This window comes from Actinomadura sp. 1N219, assembly GCF_044326405.1.
In the GTDB taxonomy this organism is placed as follows: Bacteria; Actinomycetota; Actinomycetes; order Streptosporangiales; family Streptosporangiaceae; genus Spirillospora.
The window spans coordinates 84130-101078 of record NZ_JBIRAY010000007.1 but is presented as its reverse complement, the minus strand read 5'-3'; the positions used below and the strand labels follow the sequence as shown (position 1 = coordinate 101078).

General features: G+C 70.8%; 18 protein-coding genes. 15 read left to right on the top strand and 3 right to left on the bottom strand.

Annotation, left to right across the window (positions count from 1 at the left end; genetic code table 11):
- The first annotated feature begins 460 nt into the window (after window positions 1-460).
- From ACH35V_RS22370 to ACH35V_RS22315, 12 genes are all read left to right on the top strand, one after another.
- A complete protein-coding gene (locus ACH35V_RS22370; protein ID WP_395974872.1) occupies window positions 461-1204 on the top strand; it encodes a polymorphic toxin-type HINT domain-containing protein in 744 nt (247 codons plus the stop codon).
- On the top strand, window positions 1204-1692 hold the full coding sequence (locus ACH35V_RS22365; RefSeq protein WP_395974870.1) for a hypothetical protein: 489 nt from the start codon (window positions 1204-1206) through the stop codon (window positions 1690-1692). Before ACH35V_RS22370 ends, ACH35V_RS22365 begins: the two co-directional genes overlap by 1 nt.
- 571 nt (window positions 1693-2263) lie before the next feature.
- Entirely contained in the window at window positions 2264-3040 is a 777-nt protein-coding gene (locus ACH35V_RS22360) for an IclR family transcriptional regulator (RefSeq protein WP_395974869.1), read from the top strand.
- Window positions 3040-4278: a CaiB/BaiF CoA transferase family protein gene (locus ACH35V_RS22355; protein WP_395974867.1), complete on the top strand. Its 1239-nt coding sequence runs from the start codon at window positions 3040-3042 to the stop codon at window positions 4276-4278. The genes ACH35V_RS22360 and ACH35V_RS22355 overlap by 1 nt, the downstream gene beginning before the upstream one ends.
- A complete protein-coding gene (locus ACH35V_RS22350) occupies window positions 4275-4748 on the top strand; it encodes a MaoC family dehydratase (RefSeq protein WP_395974866.1) in 474 nt (157 codons plus the stop codon). The genes ACH35V_RS22355 and ACH35V_RS22350 overlap by 4 nt, the downstream gene beginning before the upstream one ends.
- Window positions 4741-5088 carry a MaoC family dehydratase gene (locus ACH35V_RS22345; protein WP_395974865.1) on the top strand — a complete coding sequence of 116 codons (348 nt, stop codon included), beginning with the start codon at window positions 4741-4743 and terminating at the stop codon, window positions 5086-5088. Before ACH35V_RS22350 ends, ACH35V_RS22345 begins: the two co-directional genes overlap by 8 nt.
- A complete protein-coding gene (locus ACH35V_RS22340; RefSeq protein ID WP_395974864.1) occupies window positions 5085-6128 on the top strand; it encodes an iron-containing alcohol dehydrogenase in 1044 nt (347 codons plus the stop codon). The genes ACH35V_RS22345 and ACH35V_RS22340 overlap by 4 nt, the downstream gene beginning before the upstream one ends.
- Before the next feature lie 70 nt (window positions 6129-6198).
- Window positions 6199-7470 carry an ABC transporter substrate-binding protein gene (locus tag ACH35V_RS22335; protein WP_395974863.1) on the top strand — a complete coding sequence of 424 codons (1272 nt, stop codon included), beginning with the start codon at window positions 6199-6201 and terminating at the stop codon, window positions 7468-7470.
- A complete protein-coding gene (locus ACH35V_RS22330) occupies window positions 7467-8189 on the top strand; it encodes an ABC transporter ATP-binding protein (RefSeq protein WP_395974862.1) in 723 nt (240 codons plus the stop codon). Before ACH35V_RS22335 ends, ACH35V_RS22330 begins: the two co-directional genes overlap by 4 nt.
- Window positions 8186-8890 (top strand): ABC transporter ATP-binding protein, encoded by a 705-nt coding sequence (locus ACH35V_RS22325; RefSeq protein WP_395974861.1) that lies wholly within the window; start codon window positions 8186-8188, stop codon window positions 8888-8890. The genes ACH35V_RS22330 and ACH35V_RS22325 overlap by 4 nt, the downstream gene beginning before the upstream one ends.
- Window positions 8887-9771 (top strand): branched-chain amino acid ABC transporter permease, encoded by an 885-nt coding sequence (locus tag ACH35V_RS22320; protein WP_395974860.1) that lies wholly within the window; start codon window positions 8887-8889, stop codon window positions 9769-9771. The genes ACH35V_RS22325 and ACH35V_RS22320 overlap by 4 nt, the downstream gene beginning before the upstream one ends.
- On the top strand, window positions 9768-10745 hold the full coding sequence (locus ACH35V_RS22315) for a branched-chain amino acid ABC transporter permease (RefSeq protein ID WP_395974859.1): 978 nt from the start codon (window positions 9768-9770) through the stop codon (window positions 10743-10745). Before ACH35V_RS22320 ends, ACH35V_RS22315 begins: the two co-directional genes overlap by 4 nt.
- Window positions 10746-10856: 111 nt before the next feature.
- On the opposite strand, the gene ACH35V_RS22310 is transcribed toward ACH35V_RS22315, so the two are convergent.
- From ACH35V_RS22310 to ACH35V_RS22300, 3 genes are all read right to left on the bottom strand, one after another.
- The gene (locus ACH35V_RS22310; RefSeq protein WP_395974858.1) at window positions 10857-12380 is read right to left on the bottom strand and encodes a S1 family peptidase; all 1524 of its coding nucleotides are present in this window, start codon (window positions 12378-12380) and stop codon (window positions 10857-10859) included.
- 357 nt (window positions 12381-12737) lie between these two features.
- On the bottom strand, window positions 12738-13151 hold the full coding sequence (locus tag ACH35V_RS22305) for a hypothetical protein (RefSeq protein WP_395974857.1): 414 nt from the start codon (window positions 13149-13151) through the stop codon (window positions 12738-12740).
- Between the two features lie 107 nt (window positions 13152-13258).
- Window positions 13259-14026: a FadR/GntR family transcriptional regulator gene (locus ACH35V_RS22300; protein WP_395974856.1), complete on the bottom strand. Its 768-nt coding sequence runs from the start codon at window positions 14024-14026 to the stop codon at window positions 13259-13261.
- 228 nt (window positions 14027-14254) lie between these two features.
- Here ACH35V_RS22300 and ACH35V_RS22295 point away from each other — a divergent pair, with 228 nt between their 5' ends.
- From ACH35V_RS22295 to ACH35V_RS22285, 3 genes are all read left to right on the top strand, one after another.
- Complete coding sequence (locus ACH35V_RS22295; RefSeq protein WP_395974855.1) at window positions 14255-15097, top strand: DUF1028 domain-containing protein; 843 nt, start codon at window positions 14255-14257, stop codon at window positions 15095-15097.
- A 159-nt stretch (window positions 15098-15256) separates the two neighbouring features.
- A complete protein-coding gene (locus ACH35V_RS22290) occupies window positions 15257-15889 on the top strand; it encodes a YybH family protein (RefSeq protein ID WP_395974854.1) in 633 nt (210 codons plus the stop codon).
- Window positions 15890-15972: 83 nt separating this feature from the next.
- Window positions 15973-16875, top strand: a complete 903-nt coding sequence (locus ACH35V_RS22285) for an agmatinase family protein (protein WP_395974853.1) — start codon at window positions 15973-15975, stop codon at window positions 16873-16875.
- Window positions 16876-16949: the final 74 nt, after the last annotated feature.

Here is a 16949-nt window from a genome sequence, read left to right as displayed (position 1 = left end):
GCCAGCTCGGCCGAACGCAACGCCGCTGACTGCGGATAGCAAAGCGGCGGATGGGCAGCATCGTCGAGTTAATCGTGGGCCACAGGCTCCCAGTTCTTGTTCTTCGACCATAAGGACAAACTGCATAACCGTCCGTATCGGCTCTGGTGACAGGTGATAAGCGATGAGTGCGCCTGTTCGAGGCTCGGGATCATTGTTGAGGTTGCGGTGTGGGGCCTGCCCGGTGTGTGGAGGAATGCCTGAGCCCCAGGTGGGCCTCAGTCCGGTCCTGGTCCTTGCGCGAGACCAGGCCCGGCGTAGCAGCGAAGATCTACCACCGGACGGCCACACCAGCGAGGCGGCGGCGCAACACGGGTACATCGCTGACCGTTCGCGAGATGTCGTGCAACCGCGTCACCTTCAAGCAGCTGAAGGCGGCATGTACCCGTCATAGTAGTTTTACCCCGATACCAAGGTGCTGATGGCGGATGGAAGCCGAAAATCCATCCGAGACGTGAGGGTCGGCGACAAAATCCTCACCACCGATCCAGAAAGTGGCAGGACGCGTACCGAACCCGTCTTGGACACAATCGTCAGCCAAGGGGATAAGAAGCTCGTTCAGATAACGGTCCAAACCGCTGGGCCTCGCCCCTTCTGGACGACAGATGAGGAGATCAAGAAGCCTGCCGGCCTACTGCGCACAACAGCCGGCCCCAAGAGCGCCGTCATCGTCGCCACCGATGCCCACCCCTTCTGGGTCGCCGGCAGCCTCAACAAGTGGGTCACAGCCGCCGACCTGAAGCCGGGCATGTGGCTCCGCACCAGTGCCGGCACCTACGTCCAGGTCACAGCGACAGAGTTGTGGGCCGCCCAAGATCAGCGGGTCCACAATCTCACCGTCGCCGACCTGCACACCTACTACGTGCTCGCAGGCAACACCCCGGTGCTGGTGCACAACGATGACCGATCCCCGCCGTCGGGACGATCTTCCGCGACAGTCGGTACTCATTCCATATCTACGCCAACGATCACTCGCCGGCTCACGGTCATCTCAGGGGGCCCGGAATCGCAGGCAACGGCATCCAGATCGGCCAGAACGGTCACCCTGTGTGAGAGGGGAAGAGCTTACGGCCGAACAGAGAGAGCTATACTCGAGAAGCATAAATCCACGGTTCGAACCGCGCTCAAAAAGCGGATGACCATGTATAAGCGAAATACGTGCTGATGTCTAACCGGATCGTCCAACTATCATCTGCCCTGGGGTTCGACCCTCCCCAGCTGGGCGAGGAGAATGACGAGCACTGGCGCTGGCGCCTCTACCAGGAAGCACTCCGGAATCCAGCCGTACGGCCGATATTGCGTGACGTGCTTAAGGAAGAACAAGACGTTTCAGTCCTGATAGGTGTGGTTCTTCGGGCGGTGGAGTTGTGCTCGATGGACGATCGCGCCTCATGGTTGGACCTGGCATCCGAGCGGGGCGAGTCTGCCGCGGTTGTGCAGCGGATCGGCGATCTGGAGATCATCGACCACCTGCTTGCCGGTGGCGATGCTCCGGACCTCGCCGAGCTCTCTACGTGGTCACGTTGGCTGCAGGGGAGAGTCACCGAAGTGACAGAGCGGCGCGAGGTGCTCCAGATGCTGGCGTCCGGCAGCAATTATAAGAAGGTGCGGTCCCGTGCTGCTCTGAGACTGCGGCAACTCGGAGAGGTCTGACCCTGTCGACGCTTGGCCCGTGAATCCGGGATGGCGTCCTAGAGGTGATCGATAATGCCCACCGAAAGGTCGCTGAATGCCATGCGGGCTCGCGAATCTATCGATCACCCAACCGGATGAGCGCGGGACGCGGACGCGTATCGAGGTCGTGCTCGCCGGTATCCGGTTGCCGCGAAAGCTTCCTCGGCCAGGTCTTCGCTCCTGCGTGCGAACCGAATCGTCTAGGCCGACGCGGCTAGAGCGGCCAGGGCAGCGGCGACGCTGAGCATCTCCATGACGACCGACGCCACGAGGGCGACGACTTCGTCGTTCGGCTGCTCCTGGCGCAGTAAGTCTGCAGATGCTGAACCTCGTGCCTTCGGACGTGCTGGACGTGGCCCTGGCCATCCTGGGTGCGCTCACCCCGGGCGAGCGGCGGCCCGTCCCGATGCTGAGAAGGTCCTGAGCCGACCGTCCCCACGTACGCCGACCGGGGCCGGAGCTACGTCCCACGCCCTTGCGGATCGGGATCTTGACGGGTGTTTCTACGTGTGCCTATCGTATTTTACATAGCGAATACCTATTTCATTATATGAAACGCGGGGTCATGTCTCAGACGGTGGAAAGAGCGGTGAAGCTCCTGTTCTGGCTCGCGGAGCGGACCGCGGACAGTGACACGGCGGAGCACAGTCTCGGTGACATCGCGTCAGGCGTGGAGCTGGACAAGGCGACGACGTACCGGCTGGCGCAGTCGCTGGTGAAGTTCGACCTGATCGAGCACGATCCCCGCAGCCGCCGCTACCGGCTGGGGTCGGGGGCCATGGTGCTCGCCCGCGCCGCCATGCAGGGACATGCGTTCCTCGGCCAGTGCATGCCCGTTCTCCGGCTGCTGTCGGAACGGACGGGGGAGACGGTGAGCCTGTCGGAGAGGCGCGGCCTCAGCAGCATGACGATCTATGAGATCGAGAGCGGTGAGTCCGTCCGCTACGCGAACAAGATCGGCCGGGCGGTGCCGCTGCACGTCGCCGCTGGGCCGCGGGCGATCCTGGCTTGGAGCGCTCCAGAGACGCGGCGGACCGTCGTCGAGGGCGAGTTGGCATCGTTCACCCCGAACACGATCACGGATGCCGGGGCGTTGCGGCGGACGCTGGAGGCGACCCGGGAGCGCGGGTACGCGCACAGCTTCGGGGAGCGGACGCCCGCGGTGCACTCGCTGGCGGCGCCGGTCTTCGGCGAGGACGGGTACGCCGTGGGCTCGGTGTGCATCCTGTGGCCGAGCCGCGGCGAGGAGACCGACGCCGAACGGCTGCGCACCTGGCCCGGGCTGCTGATGGACGCGGTGAAGTCCGTCCAGGCGGGGGGCGCCTGATGCTCGACGGTTTCCGGATCCTCGACCTGACCTGGGTGCTGGGCGGGCCGTTCGCCGGTCAGCTGCTGGCCCAGCTCGGCGCCGATGTGATCAAGGTCGAGCCGCCGGCCGGCGACATGGCCAGGGCCACCGAGCCGGTCTTCTTCGAGGGGGATTCGAGCTTCTTCCTCTCGGTCAACCGCGGCAAGCGCGGCGTCGCGCTCGATCTGAAGAGCGCGGCCGGACGGGAGGTCCTGCACGACCTCGTACGGGCCTCGGACGCCGTCATCTACGGGTTCGCGCCGGACGTGCCGCCGCGGCTGGGGCTCGACCACGCCTCCCTGCTGGAGGTGAACCCGCGGATCTGCCTGGGCCAGCTCATCGGCCTGCACGACGAGGGGGAGTACGCCTCGAAGCCGGCCTTCGACCTCGTGGTCCAGGCGCTCGGCGGGGTCATGAGCATCACCGGCGAGCCCGGTGGGCGGCCGGTACGGGTCGGCTACCAGATCGCCGACCTGGCGGGCGGGCTCTACCTGGCCCTCGGCGTGCTGGGGGCGCTGCTGCAGGCGGGCCGTACGGGGGCCGGGCGGGCGGTCCAGATCTCGCTGCTCGACTGCCAGCTGGCGCTGCTGACCTGGCAGGCGCAGAACTATCTGATCAACCGGGAGGTGCCGGCGGCCAACGGCTCGCGCCATCACATGATCGCGCCGAGCGAGGCGTTCACCGGCTCCGACGGGCGGTCCTTCGTCGTCTCGCCGACCGGGGAGCGGTTCTGGGCGGCCTTCTGCGAGGCCGCCGGCCGTCCGGACCTGGCGGCCGATCCGCGGTTCGCCACCGCGGGCGACCGGATCGCCAACGTGGACGCGCTGGCCGGCGAGCTCGGCCGGATGTTCGCCGAGCGGCCCGCGCACGAATGGGTGGAACGTCTCGACCGGGCCCGAGTGCCCGCCGCGCCCGTCCTCGGCGTCGACCAGGCGCTGCACCAGGCGGTGGCGGGGCTGCGGTCGATGGTGGAGGCGGTGCCGACGCCGGGCGGCGGCTCGCTGGACTTCCTCGGCAACCCGTTCCGGACGGACGGCGGGAAGCCGGCGCTGCCGTACCCGCCCCGGCTGGGCGAGCACACCGCGAGCGTCCTCCGCGAGGTCTGCGGCTACGACGACGCGCGCATCGATGATCTCGCGGCCCGCGGGGTCGTCGCCCGTGCGCCCGATGGCTCCAAGGAGCCCGATGGCTCCAAGGAAGGGAAGGGAAATCCATGACGCATCCGACCGAGGTCAAACCCCGCGAAGGGGAGCAGGAGGGCACCCTCGCCCCCGCCTTCGAGATCGGCGCGGCGCTGCCGGAGCTGCGCTTCACCATCGACCCGGGGATCGTTCGCGAGTACGTCGAGGCGATCGACGGCGATCCGGCCGTGTACGAGATCGACGGCCGGCCGGCGGCGCCGCCGAACGTGCTCGCCGTCTACCTGCTGGCGATCCTCTACCGGCGGTTCCCGCCGGCCCAGGGGATCATCCTGGCCAAGCAGCGCTGGGAGTTCCGGCACCCGATCTGGGCGGACGAGGACACCGAGATCATCGGCGCCGGCGAGGTGCTGAACGTCGAGGACCGGCGCGGCAAGAGCTTCGTCCGGTGGCGCGCGACCTTCACCCGCTCGGACGGAACGCCGCTGGCGGCCGCCGAGAACGAGTTCTACGTCCCCAGCCCGGAGGAGGCCGACCCGAATGGCTGACGAGGTCAAGCGGCAGATCACCCAGGAGACCATCGACCGGTACGGCCGCATCAACGGCGACAACGACATCATCCACTACGACGAGGCCTACGCCCACGCCCGCGGCTTCCGCGGCACGCTCGCGCACGGCCTGATGGTGATGGCGTACGCGGCCGAGATCGGCGCGCGGCGGCACGGTGCGGACTGGCATCGGCGCGGGACGCTGTCGGTGACCTGGACGGCTCCGGTCTGCCCCGGCGACGAGGTGGTCATCGCCGCCGACGGCGAACGGATCGAAGGGACCGTCCAGGCGGAGCCGGTCCTGGTCGGCACCGCGGCACTGCGTCCGGACCGGGGATGACTTCGATCGTCCAGCGGACGGCGGCGCAGCGGATCCTGGTGGGGCCGCTCGCCGAGCTTCTCGACGAGTCGGCCCCCGCCGGGCCGGTACTGGTGGTCGGCTCGCGGCGAAGCGTCGGGCTGGCGGACTGGGCGGCGCTCGGCCAGCGGGTCGAGGTCTTCGACGGAGCCGCGGCGCACAACCCCGCGTCGGTCGTGGCGGCCGCCGCGGAGCGCGCCCGGTCGCTGGCGGCCGCGACCGTCGTGGCCGTCGGCGGCGCCGCCGCCATCGATCTCGGCAAGGCCGTCGCCGACCGGTCGCCCGCCGCCTCGGTCGCGGTGCCCACGACGCTCGGCGGCTCCGAGATGTCGCGGGTGTACGGCTCGCGGCATCCGGACGGCGTCAAGCGGGGCGGCGGCGGCGCGAAACTGCTGCCCGGCACGGTCTGCTACGACCCCTCGCTGCTCGCGTCGCTTCCCACGGACGTGCTGCTGGCCAGCGGCGTCAACGCCCTGGCGCACGCCGTCGAGGCGCACTACGCGCGGCGGCCGCACTGGATCGGGACCGCGTGCGCCGCCCAGGCCGGCCGCGACCTGCCCGGCCTGCTGCGCCGGGCGGCGGCCGAGCGCACCGGCGAGGTCCACGCCCGGCTCTTCGAGTCGGCCTGCCTCGCCGGGTTCGCGCTCAACACCCGCGGCATGGGCCTGCACCACGCGATCTGCCACGTCCTCGGCGGGCTGACCGGCGTCTCGCACGCGGCGCTCAACCTGGCGGTACTGCCGGCCGCGGTCGCCACCAACGCGCGGCTGGCGCCAGGCGCCGTGTCGGAGACGCTCGCCGCCCTGGGTCTCGCCGACCTGGACGGAACGCTCCAAGAGCTCGCGTCCGCGGCCGGCGTCCCTTCGACGCTGCGCGACCTCGGCCTGCGGCGCGCGGACCTGGACGCCGCGCTGCCACAGGTCATGGCCGCCCATCACCTGGCCAACAACCCACGACCCCCGGACGAAGCCGACGTCGCGGCGACGCTGGCGGCGGCGTACGACGGCGCCGGGGCCCCCTAGCAGGTTTCAGCGGCGCCCCGTTCGGCGGGGGCGCCCGTACGGCGGCGGTGTCGCCGGTGAGGAGGACCTGATGCGCCGGTCCGAGAGACGAGCCCGGAAACGGGCGACGACGGCGGTGGCCTTCGCCGTCCTGGCCTGCCTGCTGGGGGCGGCGGGCTGCGCGGGCGGCACCGCCGCCGCGGACGAGATCGAGATCGGGGCGCTGCTGCCGCTGTCCGGCAAGCAGGCGGCCTCCGGCAAATCGAACCTCGCCGGAATGCGACTGGTGGTCAAGGCGGTCAACGACGCCGGCGGCATCCGGTCGCTGGGCGGGAAGAAGCTCAAGCTGGTGACGGCCGACGACGCCTCGGACCCCATGAAGGCCGCGGAGCAGGCGCGCCAGCTCATCCAGCGCCGCGAGGTGCCGTTCATCCTCGGCCCGTACTCCACGCCGGAGGCGCAGGCCGCGGTCCCGGTGAGCGAGCGCGCCAAGGTCGGGCTGCTGTCCACCCAGGCGTCCTACGACGAGTTCTTCGAGGGCGACTACGAGTACGTCACCACCGTCTCGATGACGTCGTCGCAGTTCGGGGACAGCTACGCCGGCTTCGTCCGGTGGCTCAACTCCACCCGGCGCGCCGGGATCAAGAAGATCACGATCACCTACCCCGACAACGACTACGGGCAGACCGCGGCCAAGAGCGCGGCCCGGGAACTGCGCCGGATGGGCGTCCAGGTGACCGGGTCGCTGAGCTTCCCGCCCGACACCAAGGACCTGACCCCGATCGTGCAGCGCACCCGGAACGCCGCCCCCGACGCGGTCGTCTCGATCGGCTACCTGGAGGACGGGCTGCAACTGCACCGCAGCCGCGTCACCCAGAACTACACCTCGCCGCCCCTGTGGATCGGCGGCTCGGCGAGCTTCACCGACGACCGCCTGTGGAAGCTCCTGGGCAGCGCCGCGCGACCCGCGCTGAGCGGTGACACCTACGGGCTCGCGCAGTTCGAGCGGACGGTCCGCACCCCCGGCGTCCGCTGGCTGGTCCAGCACTTCAAGGGACCGGGCCCGCTGGACCAGGCGGTGGCGGCGGGCGCGCAGGCAGCCTGGATCCTGGTCACCGCGCTCGAACGGTCCGCGACCACCGACCGGGCGAAGCTGGCCGCGGCCGTCCACCGGGTCACGCTGCCGCCCGACAGCGAGCGCGTGTCGATGCCGCAGTTCGCCCGCGGCGTGGCCTTCGAGCCGACCGGCAAGCCGAAGGCGCCGCAGGCCCTGTTCGTGCACTGGGCCAACGGCGGCAAGCAGGTCGTGTACCCGGACGAGTTCGCCGACGCGAAGGCGCGGCCAGGAGGGGCGGGGTCATGACCGCGACGATCCGGCTCGAGAACGTGACCAAGTCCTTCGACGGGGTGACGGCGGTGGACGACCTGAGCCTGGAACTCGGCGGCCCCGAGATCCAGGGCGTCATCGGGCCGAACGGCGCCGGCAAGACCACCCTGTTCCGGCTGCTGTCCGGCTTCGTCCGGGCGGACTCGGGCCGTGTCAGCCTGGACGGCCGGCGCATCGACCGCCTGCCCGCCTACCGCCGGGCCCGGCTGGGCATCGTCCGCACCTTCCAGGAACAGGAGGTGTTCCCCGACCTCACCGTGGGCGAGGTCCTCACGACCGCGGCGCTCGCCCGGTCCGGCCTCCCCGCGGCGCGCCGGCGGGCGGCCGGGGCGGCCGACGATCTCCAACTGCGCTGGGACGCCACCCCGGCCGAGCTGACGCCCGCCGAGATACGCCGCCTGGAACTGGGCCGCGCGGAGGTCGCCGAGCCCCGGATCCTGCTGCTGGACGAGATCATGGCGGGCCTGACCGCGGCCGAGGCCGACCTCATGCTCGAACGCATCGCCGAGCTGCACCGCCGCGGCGTCGCGATCATCCTCGTGGAGCACGTCGTCGACATCGTGATGCGCGCCTGCGCGCAGATCCACGTGCTCGTCGGCGGCCGGCTGCTGACCAGCGGCCCGCCCGGCGCGATCGTCGACGACGACCGGGTGATCGCCGCATATCTCGGCAGACGTGGAGGAGGTCCCCGATGAGCCCGTTGCTGGAGGTCCGCGACCTGCGGGCCGGATACGGCAAGGTCCCGGTGCTGCAGGGGGTGTCCCTGCACGTCGACGCGGGAGAGAGCGTGGCCCTGCTCGGGCCGAACAACGCGGGCAAGACGACCCTGCTGCGCTGCCTGTCCGGACTCGTCACGCCGACGGGCGGCCAGTGCCTGCTGCGCGGCGACGACCTCACCGGGCTGGGCCCGGTCGGGCGGGTGGATTCCGGCATCGTCCAGGTGCCCGAGGGCCGGCACGTCTTCGCCGACCTGACGGTGGAGGACAACCTGCGCGTCGGCGCGTCCCGGCTGCCCCGCGGACGGCGCGCCGCCCGGCTCGACCGGCTGTACGAGCAGCTGCCCCCGCTCGCGCCGCTCCGCCGACGCCGTGCCGGCGCGCTGTCCGGCGGCGAGCAGCAGCTCGTCGCGGTCGGCCGGGCGCTGATGGCCGACCCGTCGGTCCTGCTGGTCGACGAGCCGAGCCTGGGCCTGAGCCCGGTGGCCGTCGACCAGGTGATCGACGTCTTCCGCGCGCTGCAGCGCGCCGACACGACCATGCTGTTCGTCGAGCAGAGCGCCGCCCTCGCCATGGACCTGTGCACGCGCGGCTACGTGCTGCGCAAGGGAGCGGTCGCGCACCGCGGCGACGCCCGCGACCTCACCGACGAAACGATCAAGCGGGTGTACCTGTCATGAACCTGCTCGTCCCCGGCCTCATCGGCGGCCTGGTGTACGGCGCCATCGTCGCCCTCATCACCAGCGGCATGACCCTCATCTACCGCGTCAGCGGCATCATCGACTTCGCGCACGGCTCGCTGCTCGCGGTCGCCATGTACCTCGGCTTCGACCTGGCCCGGCAGACCGGGCTCGACCCGCTGCTCACCGCCGTCGTGACCACGCTGGTGCTGGCCGGCCTGGGGCTGCTCATCTACTGGGCCGGCGTCCACCCGATCCGTCGCCGGCACCATCTCCTCGCCGTCCAGCTGCTGCTCGGGGTGACGTTCGTGATCTCCTCGCTGCTCCTGCTGCGGTACGGCGGGGACGTGCGCAGCGCGCCCAACATCGCCTCGTCTCATTACGTCGACATCTTCGGAACCGGCCTGGAGCTGGTCCGGGTCATCGCCGCCGTCGCGGCCGTCGTCGCGCTGACCGGACTCGGGCTCGCCGTCCAGCACACCGACTGGGGCCGCCGGCTGCGCGCCGCGGCCTCCGACGAGATGGCGGCCGCCCTCTGCGGGGTGGACCGGACGAAGCTGGAGGCGTGGGCGTGGATGGTGGGCGCGGGCTCGCTCGGCCTCATCGGCCCGTCACTGGCGGCGGTGCTGCCGATGACCCCTGACATGGGCCTGACGTACACCGTGCTGGCGCTGGTCGTGCTGATCTGCGGCGGAGGCGCCTCCCTCGGCGGCACCGTCGTCGCCGGCCTGCTCGTGGGCGTCGTCCAGAACCTCGGGCTGCTCTATCTCCCCAAGTCCTACGGCGGGCTGCTGCCGTACGTCCTGCTCGTCGTCGTCCTCGTGGTCCGGCCGGGCGGCCTCGCCAGCCTCGTGCCGGCCCTGGGCGGGAGGTCCCGATGAAACCGTTCGCCCTTCTCCTCGCCGCCACGGCGCTGCTGCCATTGCTGTTCGGCCCCTACTGGGTCGGCGTCGCCTTCCTGGCCCTGGTGTACGCGGGCGCCGCGAGCGCCTGGAACATCGCGGGCGGTTTCGCCGGAGCCTCGTCCTTCGGGCAGGGCCTGTTCTTCGGCGTCGGCGGCTACTCCGCCGCCCTGCTGTTCGACCGGCTCGGCATCACCGCATGGCTGGGCCTGCTCGTCGGCGCCCTGCTCGGCGGCCTGCTCGGCGCGGGCATCGGCTGGCTCGGCTCCCGCCTCAAGATCGGCGGCCTGGCCTTCGCCGTGCTCACCCTGGCGCTGGCCGAAATCGCCTTCCTGTTCGTCCAGTCGTTCGAGCCGGTCGGCGCCAGCCGGGGCATCGACATCCCACCGTCCGACCATGCCTTCGCCGACATGCAGTTCAGCTCGCCGACCTCATGGCTGGCCGTCGGCGCCGGCTACCTGATCTGCTGCCAGCTCGTCGCGACCGGCATCAACCGCTCGGCGCTCGGCCACCGCTTCCGCGCCGTCCGGGAGAACCCCCTGGCCGCCGAGGCGATGGGGGTCTCGGCCACCGCCAGCCGGGTGATCGCCCTCGGCATCAGCGGAGCGCTCACCGCGATCGCCGGGACGATCTTCGCCCAGTACTCGGTCTTCATCAACCCCAGCCTGTTCGGCCCGCAGCTCACCATCGAGGTCATCCTGTTCAGCCTGGTGGGCGGCATGGGCACCGTCTGGGGCCCGGTGCTCGGCACCGTCATCCTCTATCCCCTCGGCACCTGGCTGCGCACGGAGGTCGGCGGCACCGTCCCCGGCGTCGACCTGCTGCTCTACGGAGTCCTGGTCATCATCTGCATCCGCACCTTCCCCGGCGGCCTGGTCAGGTTCAACCCGCATCACCACATCAGGCGCCTTCACCCGCACCGCCGACCTCACAGCGGCCCGTCCACGACCTGACGGCACCGCCGTCACGAGACCGCTGACCCGGATCGGCACCCCGTGCCCTCCCGCCTCGGCCGGGCCCGCCGCTGCTCCGGGTGGGGCGGCGGCGGGCCGCTGGTGTGTCGATCACTCTGGTGAGCAGAAGGAGTTCCGGCTGGCGCTGTCGCGGCGGCCGTCGGCGTCGATGACCGAGACCGAGACGAAGGTGTCGCTGAAGGGTGCGCACGTGCCGGTCAGGACGACGAAGTTGCCGTCGTAGTCGTTGACTCGCCTGACATATCGGCTGTTCGTGCTGACCTGGACGGAGTCGGGATCGGAGCCGTCTTCCCAGTACAGCTCGCAGTCGAAGCGGTTGTCGAAGGAGTAGCAGGTGAAGGTGGTGATCACCGGTGGCGGGACGGGCGGCGAGATGCCCGCGCGCAGGACCTCGACCTGAAGGTCGAGCTCGGTCTGGTTGATCGGCATGTAGGAGGAGGTGCTTCCGCCATTGGGGCAGGCGCTGGATATCAGGGTGCCCTGTGCCTGGGCGGTGCCCATGGAGGTGACCGGGCCACCAGAGTCCCCAGGGGCCACGCAGAAGGAGGCCTGGTTCAGGCTGGGGACGGTGACGACCCGGCCGATGCGCGGGACGTCGCCGAAGTTCAGCCGGACGTCGACGCCGGTGGTGAGCAGCCGGCCGCAGCCGAACTTGCTGACGTTGCCGTAGAAGCAGACCATCTCACCGGGCGAGACTGGTTGAGTGCCGAAGACGGGGACCGGGGCGCGGTCGGAGCGCACCGATGGCACCACTCGGTCGAGCGGGTTGTTGAGCTGGACGAACGCCTCGTCGGGCGAGACGGCGTCGTTGTTGGGGAAACTGGACCTGAAGGTGGTCCCGGTACTTCGCGGAATGCCGAGCAGGTTGATGCGGTCCCCGGCCTGGGCGCAGTGCCCCGCGGTGATGAAGCCGTCCGGACCGGGAAAGAACGGCCTGGCACTGAAGCCCTCGGTGCACAGCGCGATCTTGCCGTTGATGCTCGGGCCCTCGATGGGGTCGCCGCCGAGCCGGTCGGTGGTCGCCCGCTGCGGTGCCGCGGCCCGGTCGTAGGCCACCAGGGCGGCGGGCACGCCGGTGGCGGCGACCCAAGCGGCCGCGGCGCGCTGCTCCCCGGGGGCGACCTGAACGACCAGGCGATTGCGCGCGGGATCGACGTGCCATCCGTGCACGGCGGCGACGGGCACCTTGCCGGCGCGGTCGCGCAGCTTGAGCCGGGCGGTCTCCAGCTCGCCGAGGCGATGGGCCACCGGCACGGGGTTGGCGCCCGCGGCGCGGACAGCAGACGCGACCCGCCCGTCGGTGACGGCGATCATGAGCGCCGAGCCGTCCTCGGTCAGCCAGGACCCCGCATAGTGCCGCCCCGCCGCGCGGCGGGCCCGCGGCCCGACGGCGTGGGCGGCCTCCTGGCGGCCGAGCCGGGTGATGACCTGGGCACGGGTCAGACGCAGGTCCCGCTGCGCGGCCTCGATCAGCTTCGGAGCCGTCCGCGCCGCCTTCTCACCTACTCCGGGCGCCGGCACCAGCAGGACCGGACCCGCCCCCGAGACGGGGCTTGGACCGGCGGCCGCCGCACCAGGCGGCGCGCCCATCGCCACCAGCGTACCCACCAACATGCAGGCCGCCGCTAACACTGCGGACCACGATGAACCAACCAACGATCTTCGCATCGGACACCTCGACATCCAGCGACTTACAGAACACCGGGTGTTCGCCGCTCGACACCACTCGGATGAAAACCCATCGGACCGCCGCCGAAGGTGGCCGCGTCCGGACCCGCGAGTCGGCATTGGGTGTGCCTGGCTAGCTGACGGGTGGCTCCGTCTGAGGGGATCGGTGAATTCGCTGAGGCCGGGGTGCCTTGTGGCTACCAGCTGGCGGCGGGGTCTCGGTGCTGCCGACCCGATCCGTTGACACAAGTGGGAGCGGCATGGACGGCTCGATCAAGTGGACAGGCCGTACAGGATCCGGGCTTACGGGCGAGCGCGGCGATTTTCTTTGCGGCGGACGAATTTGAGGCCCGACCAGTCCTCGCCCAGTGCGGCGACCTTGACGTCGACCACGCCCGTCGGGAGGAACAGGTCGCGCAAGCCGTTCTCGGTGATGTCGCTGTCGTGCCCGGTGGCCCGTCGTGGCCATGCGATCCAGAGCGCGGACTCGTCCGCCAGGTCCTGGACGAGCCGGGGCCCTTCGGCGGCCAGGTCGTCGAACGTCCGGTAGAAGGCCATGGTGACATCGGCGTCCGCCGTTCCGCCGTCGGAGACCGTGCACTCCGCGGGAAGGTCGGGGATCGTCCAGCCGTCCGGACGGTGGGTGAGACGCACCCGATGGCCGGGCTTGATGCCGATCTTCTTGCCGAGCGGAGTGCCCGAATACCCGGAGGCCATGGCGCCACCCTAGCCCGGCTCGATGTGCCGGAGCCGGTCGAATTCACGGCGTCGGGGTTGAGAGCGTCGCCGAGCTGAACGGCAGCGGCGTGACCAGGAAAGCTGGGTCAGGGAGGCGGCGGGGTGGGATCCGGGACGGGGGTCGGGCGGTTGTCCGGGGCCAGGGAGCCGGCGATGTCCTGCTCGACGCTCTCCAGATGAGCGATGACGTGCCATCGCGCGAGTTCGCCTCGCCGAGAGCGGATCGCGTCGCGGATGGCGCGGTGTTCGGTGATGGACTTCTCGGGCCGCTCGGGCAGGTCCCAGGTGGCGCCGCGTTCCGGGAGGAGCTGCTCGCCCATGGTGTTCGCGAGTTCGAGCAGCGCTTCGTTGTGCGCGCCGGCGATCAGCGCGCGGTGGAACTCGACGTCGGCCTGCACCATCGCGATCAGGTCGCGGTCGTGGAAGGCGGCCTCCATCCGGGCGAACGCCTCGTCGAGGGCGGCGAGGTCGGCCTCGGTGGCGCGCTGGGCGGCGAGTTCGGCGGCGAAGGACTCCAGGCCCTTGCGCACCTCGAGCATGTCGTGGACCTGGTCGGCGTGCCGGGCGGTCCACTGGCGCCATTCGGTCCGCAACGGCCGGGAGTCGCCCGCGGACCGGACGAAGGTGCCGACGCCGTGCCGGATCTCCACCAGCCCCAGGGTCTGCAAGAACTGCAGGGCTTCCCGGACCGTGCCGCGGCTGACCTTGAGCTGCTCGCTCATATTGCGCTCGTTCGGCAGCTGGTCGCCGGGCTGGAACGCGCCCTCCTCGATCTGCCGGGACAGCTCGCGGATCACACGTTCCTTGATCGGCTCGGAGCGCAGCGGCTCAAGCCTGGGCTCACCGTGCGACATCGGCGTCACCTGTCGTGCCCCAATCCGTGTCTCACGCCGGTCTTCGTCGCCGGCGTTCGGTTGTCTCCGCCCGCGCTCTCCGTGCAGTCGTAGCACGGTTCCGGCAGCGCGAGCGCCCTCGGTCCGAGGGGTTGGACCTCCATCCTCATAGTAGCCGGTCCATTGACATGCGGGCGAGCGCCGGTCTTTGATGACCTGACGTCGGAGGTCGAACCAGGGAGCCGCGTCATGAGGTCTACCACGTTCTCGATCGTCGCCTGCGACCCCGTCCGGCGGGAGTGGGGGGTCGCGATCGCCTCCCGGTTCCTGGCCATCGGTGCCCTCAGCGCGTGGGCCGAGGCCGAGGTCGGCGCCGTCGCCACGCAGTCGTTCATCAATGCCGCGCACGGAGAGGAGGGCCTGCGGCTGCTTGCGGGTGGCATGTCCGCCGGTGCGGCGCTCGACCTGCTGCTGGCCGGTGACGAGGGGCGTGAGCTGCGCCAACTCGGGATCGTGGACGCCGCGGGCCGCTCCGCCACCTATACAGGTTCGCGCTGCATGGACTGGGCGGGCGGCCGGACCGGCGACGGCTACGCGGCCCAGGGCAACATGCTCGTCTCCGCCGCCACGCTCGACGCTCTGGCGTCGGAGTACGAGTCGCTGGCGGGGGAGCCGCTGGGCGACCGGCTGCTCGCCGCGATGGAGGCCGGGCAGGCGGCGGGCGGTGATCGCCGAGGCCAGCAGTCCGCTGTCTTGCGGGTGGTGCGCGAGGGCGGTGGATACGGCGGAGCGAGCGTCGTGATGGACCTTCGCGTCGACGACCATGCGCGGCCGCTGGTCGAGCTGCGCAGGCTGCGCGGGCTGCACGAGCTCTACTTCGGGCGGACGCCGGAGAGCCGCTGGCTCGCCGTGGACGGGGAACTGCGAGCCGAACTGCGCGAACGCCTGCGCGCGCTCGGGCACGACGGGGGCGACCTGGCCATGGATCTGTTCGCGTGGGCCGGTGTGGAGAACCTCGAGGAGCGAGTGCGGGGCGCCGACCGCATCGACCCTGTCGTACTCGCCGAGATCCGCAAGGCGACGGCCGGCTGACCGGACGCGTCGAGCGGTGATCGCGCCCGCGCGTGGTGGCCGGGTGCTTGCTGAGGCGGATGTCGGCCGGGCCATGGAGAAGGAGAGGGTGATATGTCGGTTGAGCGGGATTTGAACAGGGGTGGTCGCGGGCGGCCCGCGGAGGGGCCTCGGCGCGATGTGCCGGAGGCCGAGCAGGAGCTTGGCGGGGGTGATCTCGGGCCGGTGGCGGACGTGCGGGAGGTGCGGCGGGTCCACGGACAGTGGTGGGAGGCGAACCAGGGGCTGGACGTCGAGCGGATGCGCGAGTGCTTCGCCCCCGGCTACCTGATGTGGAACCTCAACGGCCATCCGTACTACGGGCTCAACGAGAAGATCGCGCTCTTCCAGTACTACAAGGGGCGGCTCGTGCCCGCCGAGCCGCCCCGGCTCTGGGACGTCAGAGTCGTCGTCGTGGGGGACATGGCGTACGTGACCTCGGAGGGCGTGCTGCCGTTCGAGGTCAGCGGCGACGGGTCGGGGTCGGCCACGCTGGACGCGGTCGTTCCGCTGTACGGCGGCGACGGGCGGACGGTGCACGTCCGATTCCGCGAGACGTGCGTCCTGCGCAGGGACGACGGCGAGGGCGGGCGCACCTGGAAGATCTGGCATTTCCATTGCTCGCCGCTCGCGCCGGAGCACGAGCCGCGGCCCGGTTTCGGGGACACGGCCGCCGGTCGGCGGCCGGCGGGGGTATTGACGGCCGACGGCCACCCGGCTAAGAATGAGCGAATAGAGGTCCGACCTCTTACCTCGAACCCTGAGAAGGGCTGAACGCTGTGGCGATCCTGCACGCAGGTATCTCAACGTTTCTGCAGTCTCCCCACTTGGCTCCGGAGAGATCCGAGCTCCGATCAGTGGGCGCCAATGTGGCGATCCTCGGGCTTCCGTACGACAGCACGACCGTCACGCGTCCGGGAGCGAGCCACGGCCCGCGCGCGATCCGCGACGCGTCGTCGCACTTCTCGTTCGGCGCCGGCTACCACTTCGACTACGACGTCACCATCTCCGAGCACCTCAAGATCGTCGACTGCGGGGACGTGGACGGTGCCCCGGGCCGCGCCGCCGTCACGGTCGAGCGGGCGGAGCGGGCGCTGGACGAGCTCTACGCCGCCGGCTGCTTCCCGGTGCTGCTGGGCGGCGACAACATGACCACCATCCCCGGGGCCCGGGCCCTCGCCCGGCACCTCGACGGGCCCATGGGCTTCATCATGTTCGACACCCACCTCGACACCGCGCCGGACATCGACGGGGAGCCGCTCTCGCACTGCTCTCCCGTGCACCGGGTGCTCGACCTGCCGAACGTCGACGGGAGCAACGTCGTCCTGATCGGCATCCACGGCGCGGCCAACCCGAAGTACGAGAAGGACATCGCCGAGGAGCACGGCGTGCGGGTCTTCACCGTCCGCGACGTGGACCGGCTGGGGATCGACGAGGTGGCCCACCGCGCCCTGGCCGCCGCGTCCGAGGGCACCGCGGGCGTCTACCTCTCCATCGACATCGACGTCCTCGACGGCGCGTACGTCTCGGGCACCTGTGGTCCGGAGATCGGAGGAATGACCGGGCGGGAGATCGTCCGGGCCCTGGAGATCGTGGCCGCGGGGCCGATCTGCGCCGCGGACTGCGTCGAGGTCGCGCCGATGCTGGACGCCTCCGGGAACACCGCGCGGGTCGCCGCGCGCCTGGTCATCGACATCCTCGCCGCCCGGGCGTGCCGCGCCCGCGACGGCCATCCCCTTCCCTCCGCCCCCCGCGCATGACCGAGCCCGCGGCGCGCATCCGAGCCCGCGCCGCCTATCCCGCGGCGCGTATCCGAGCCCGCGCCGCATAGCCG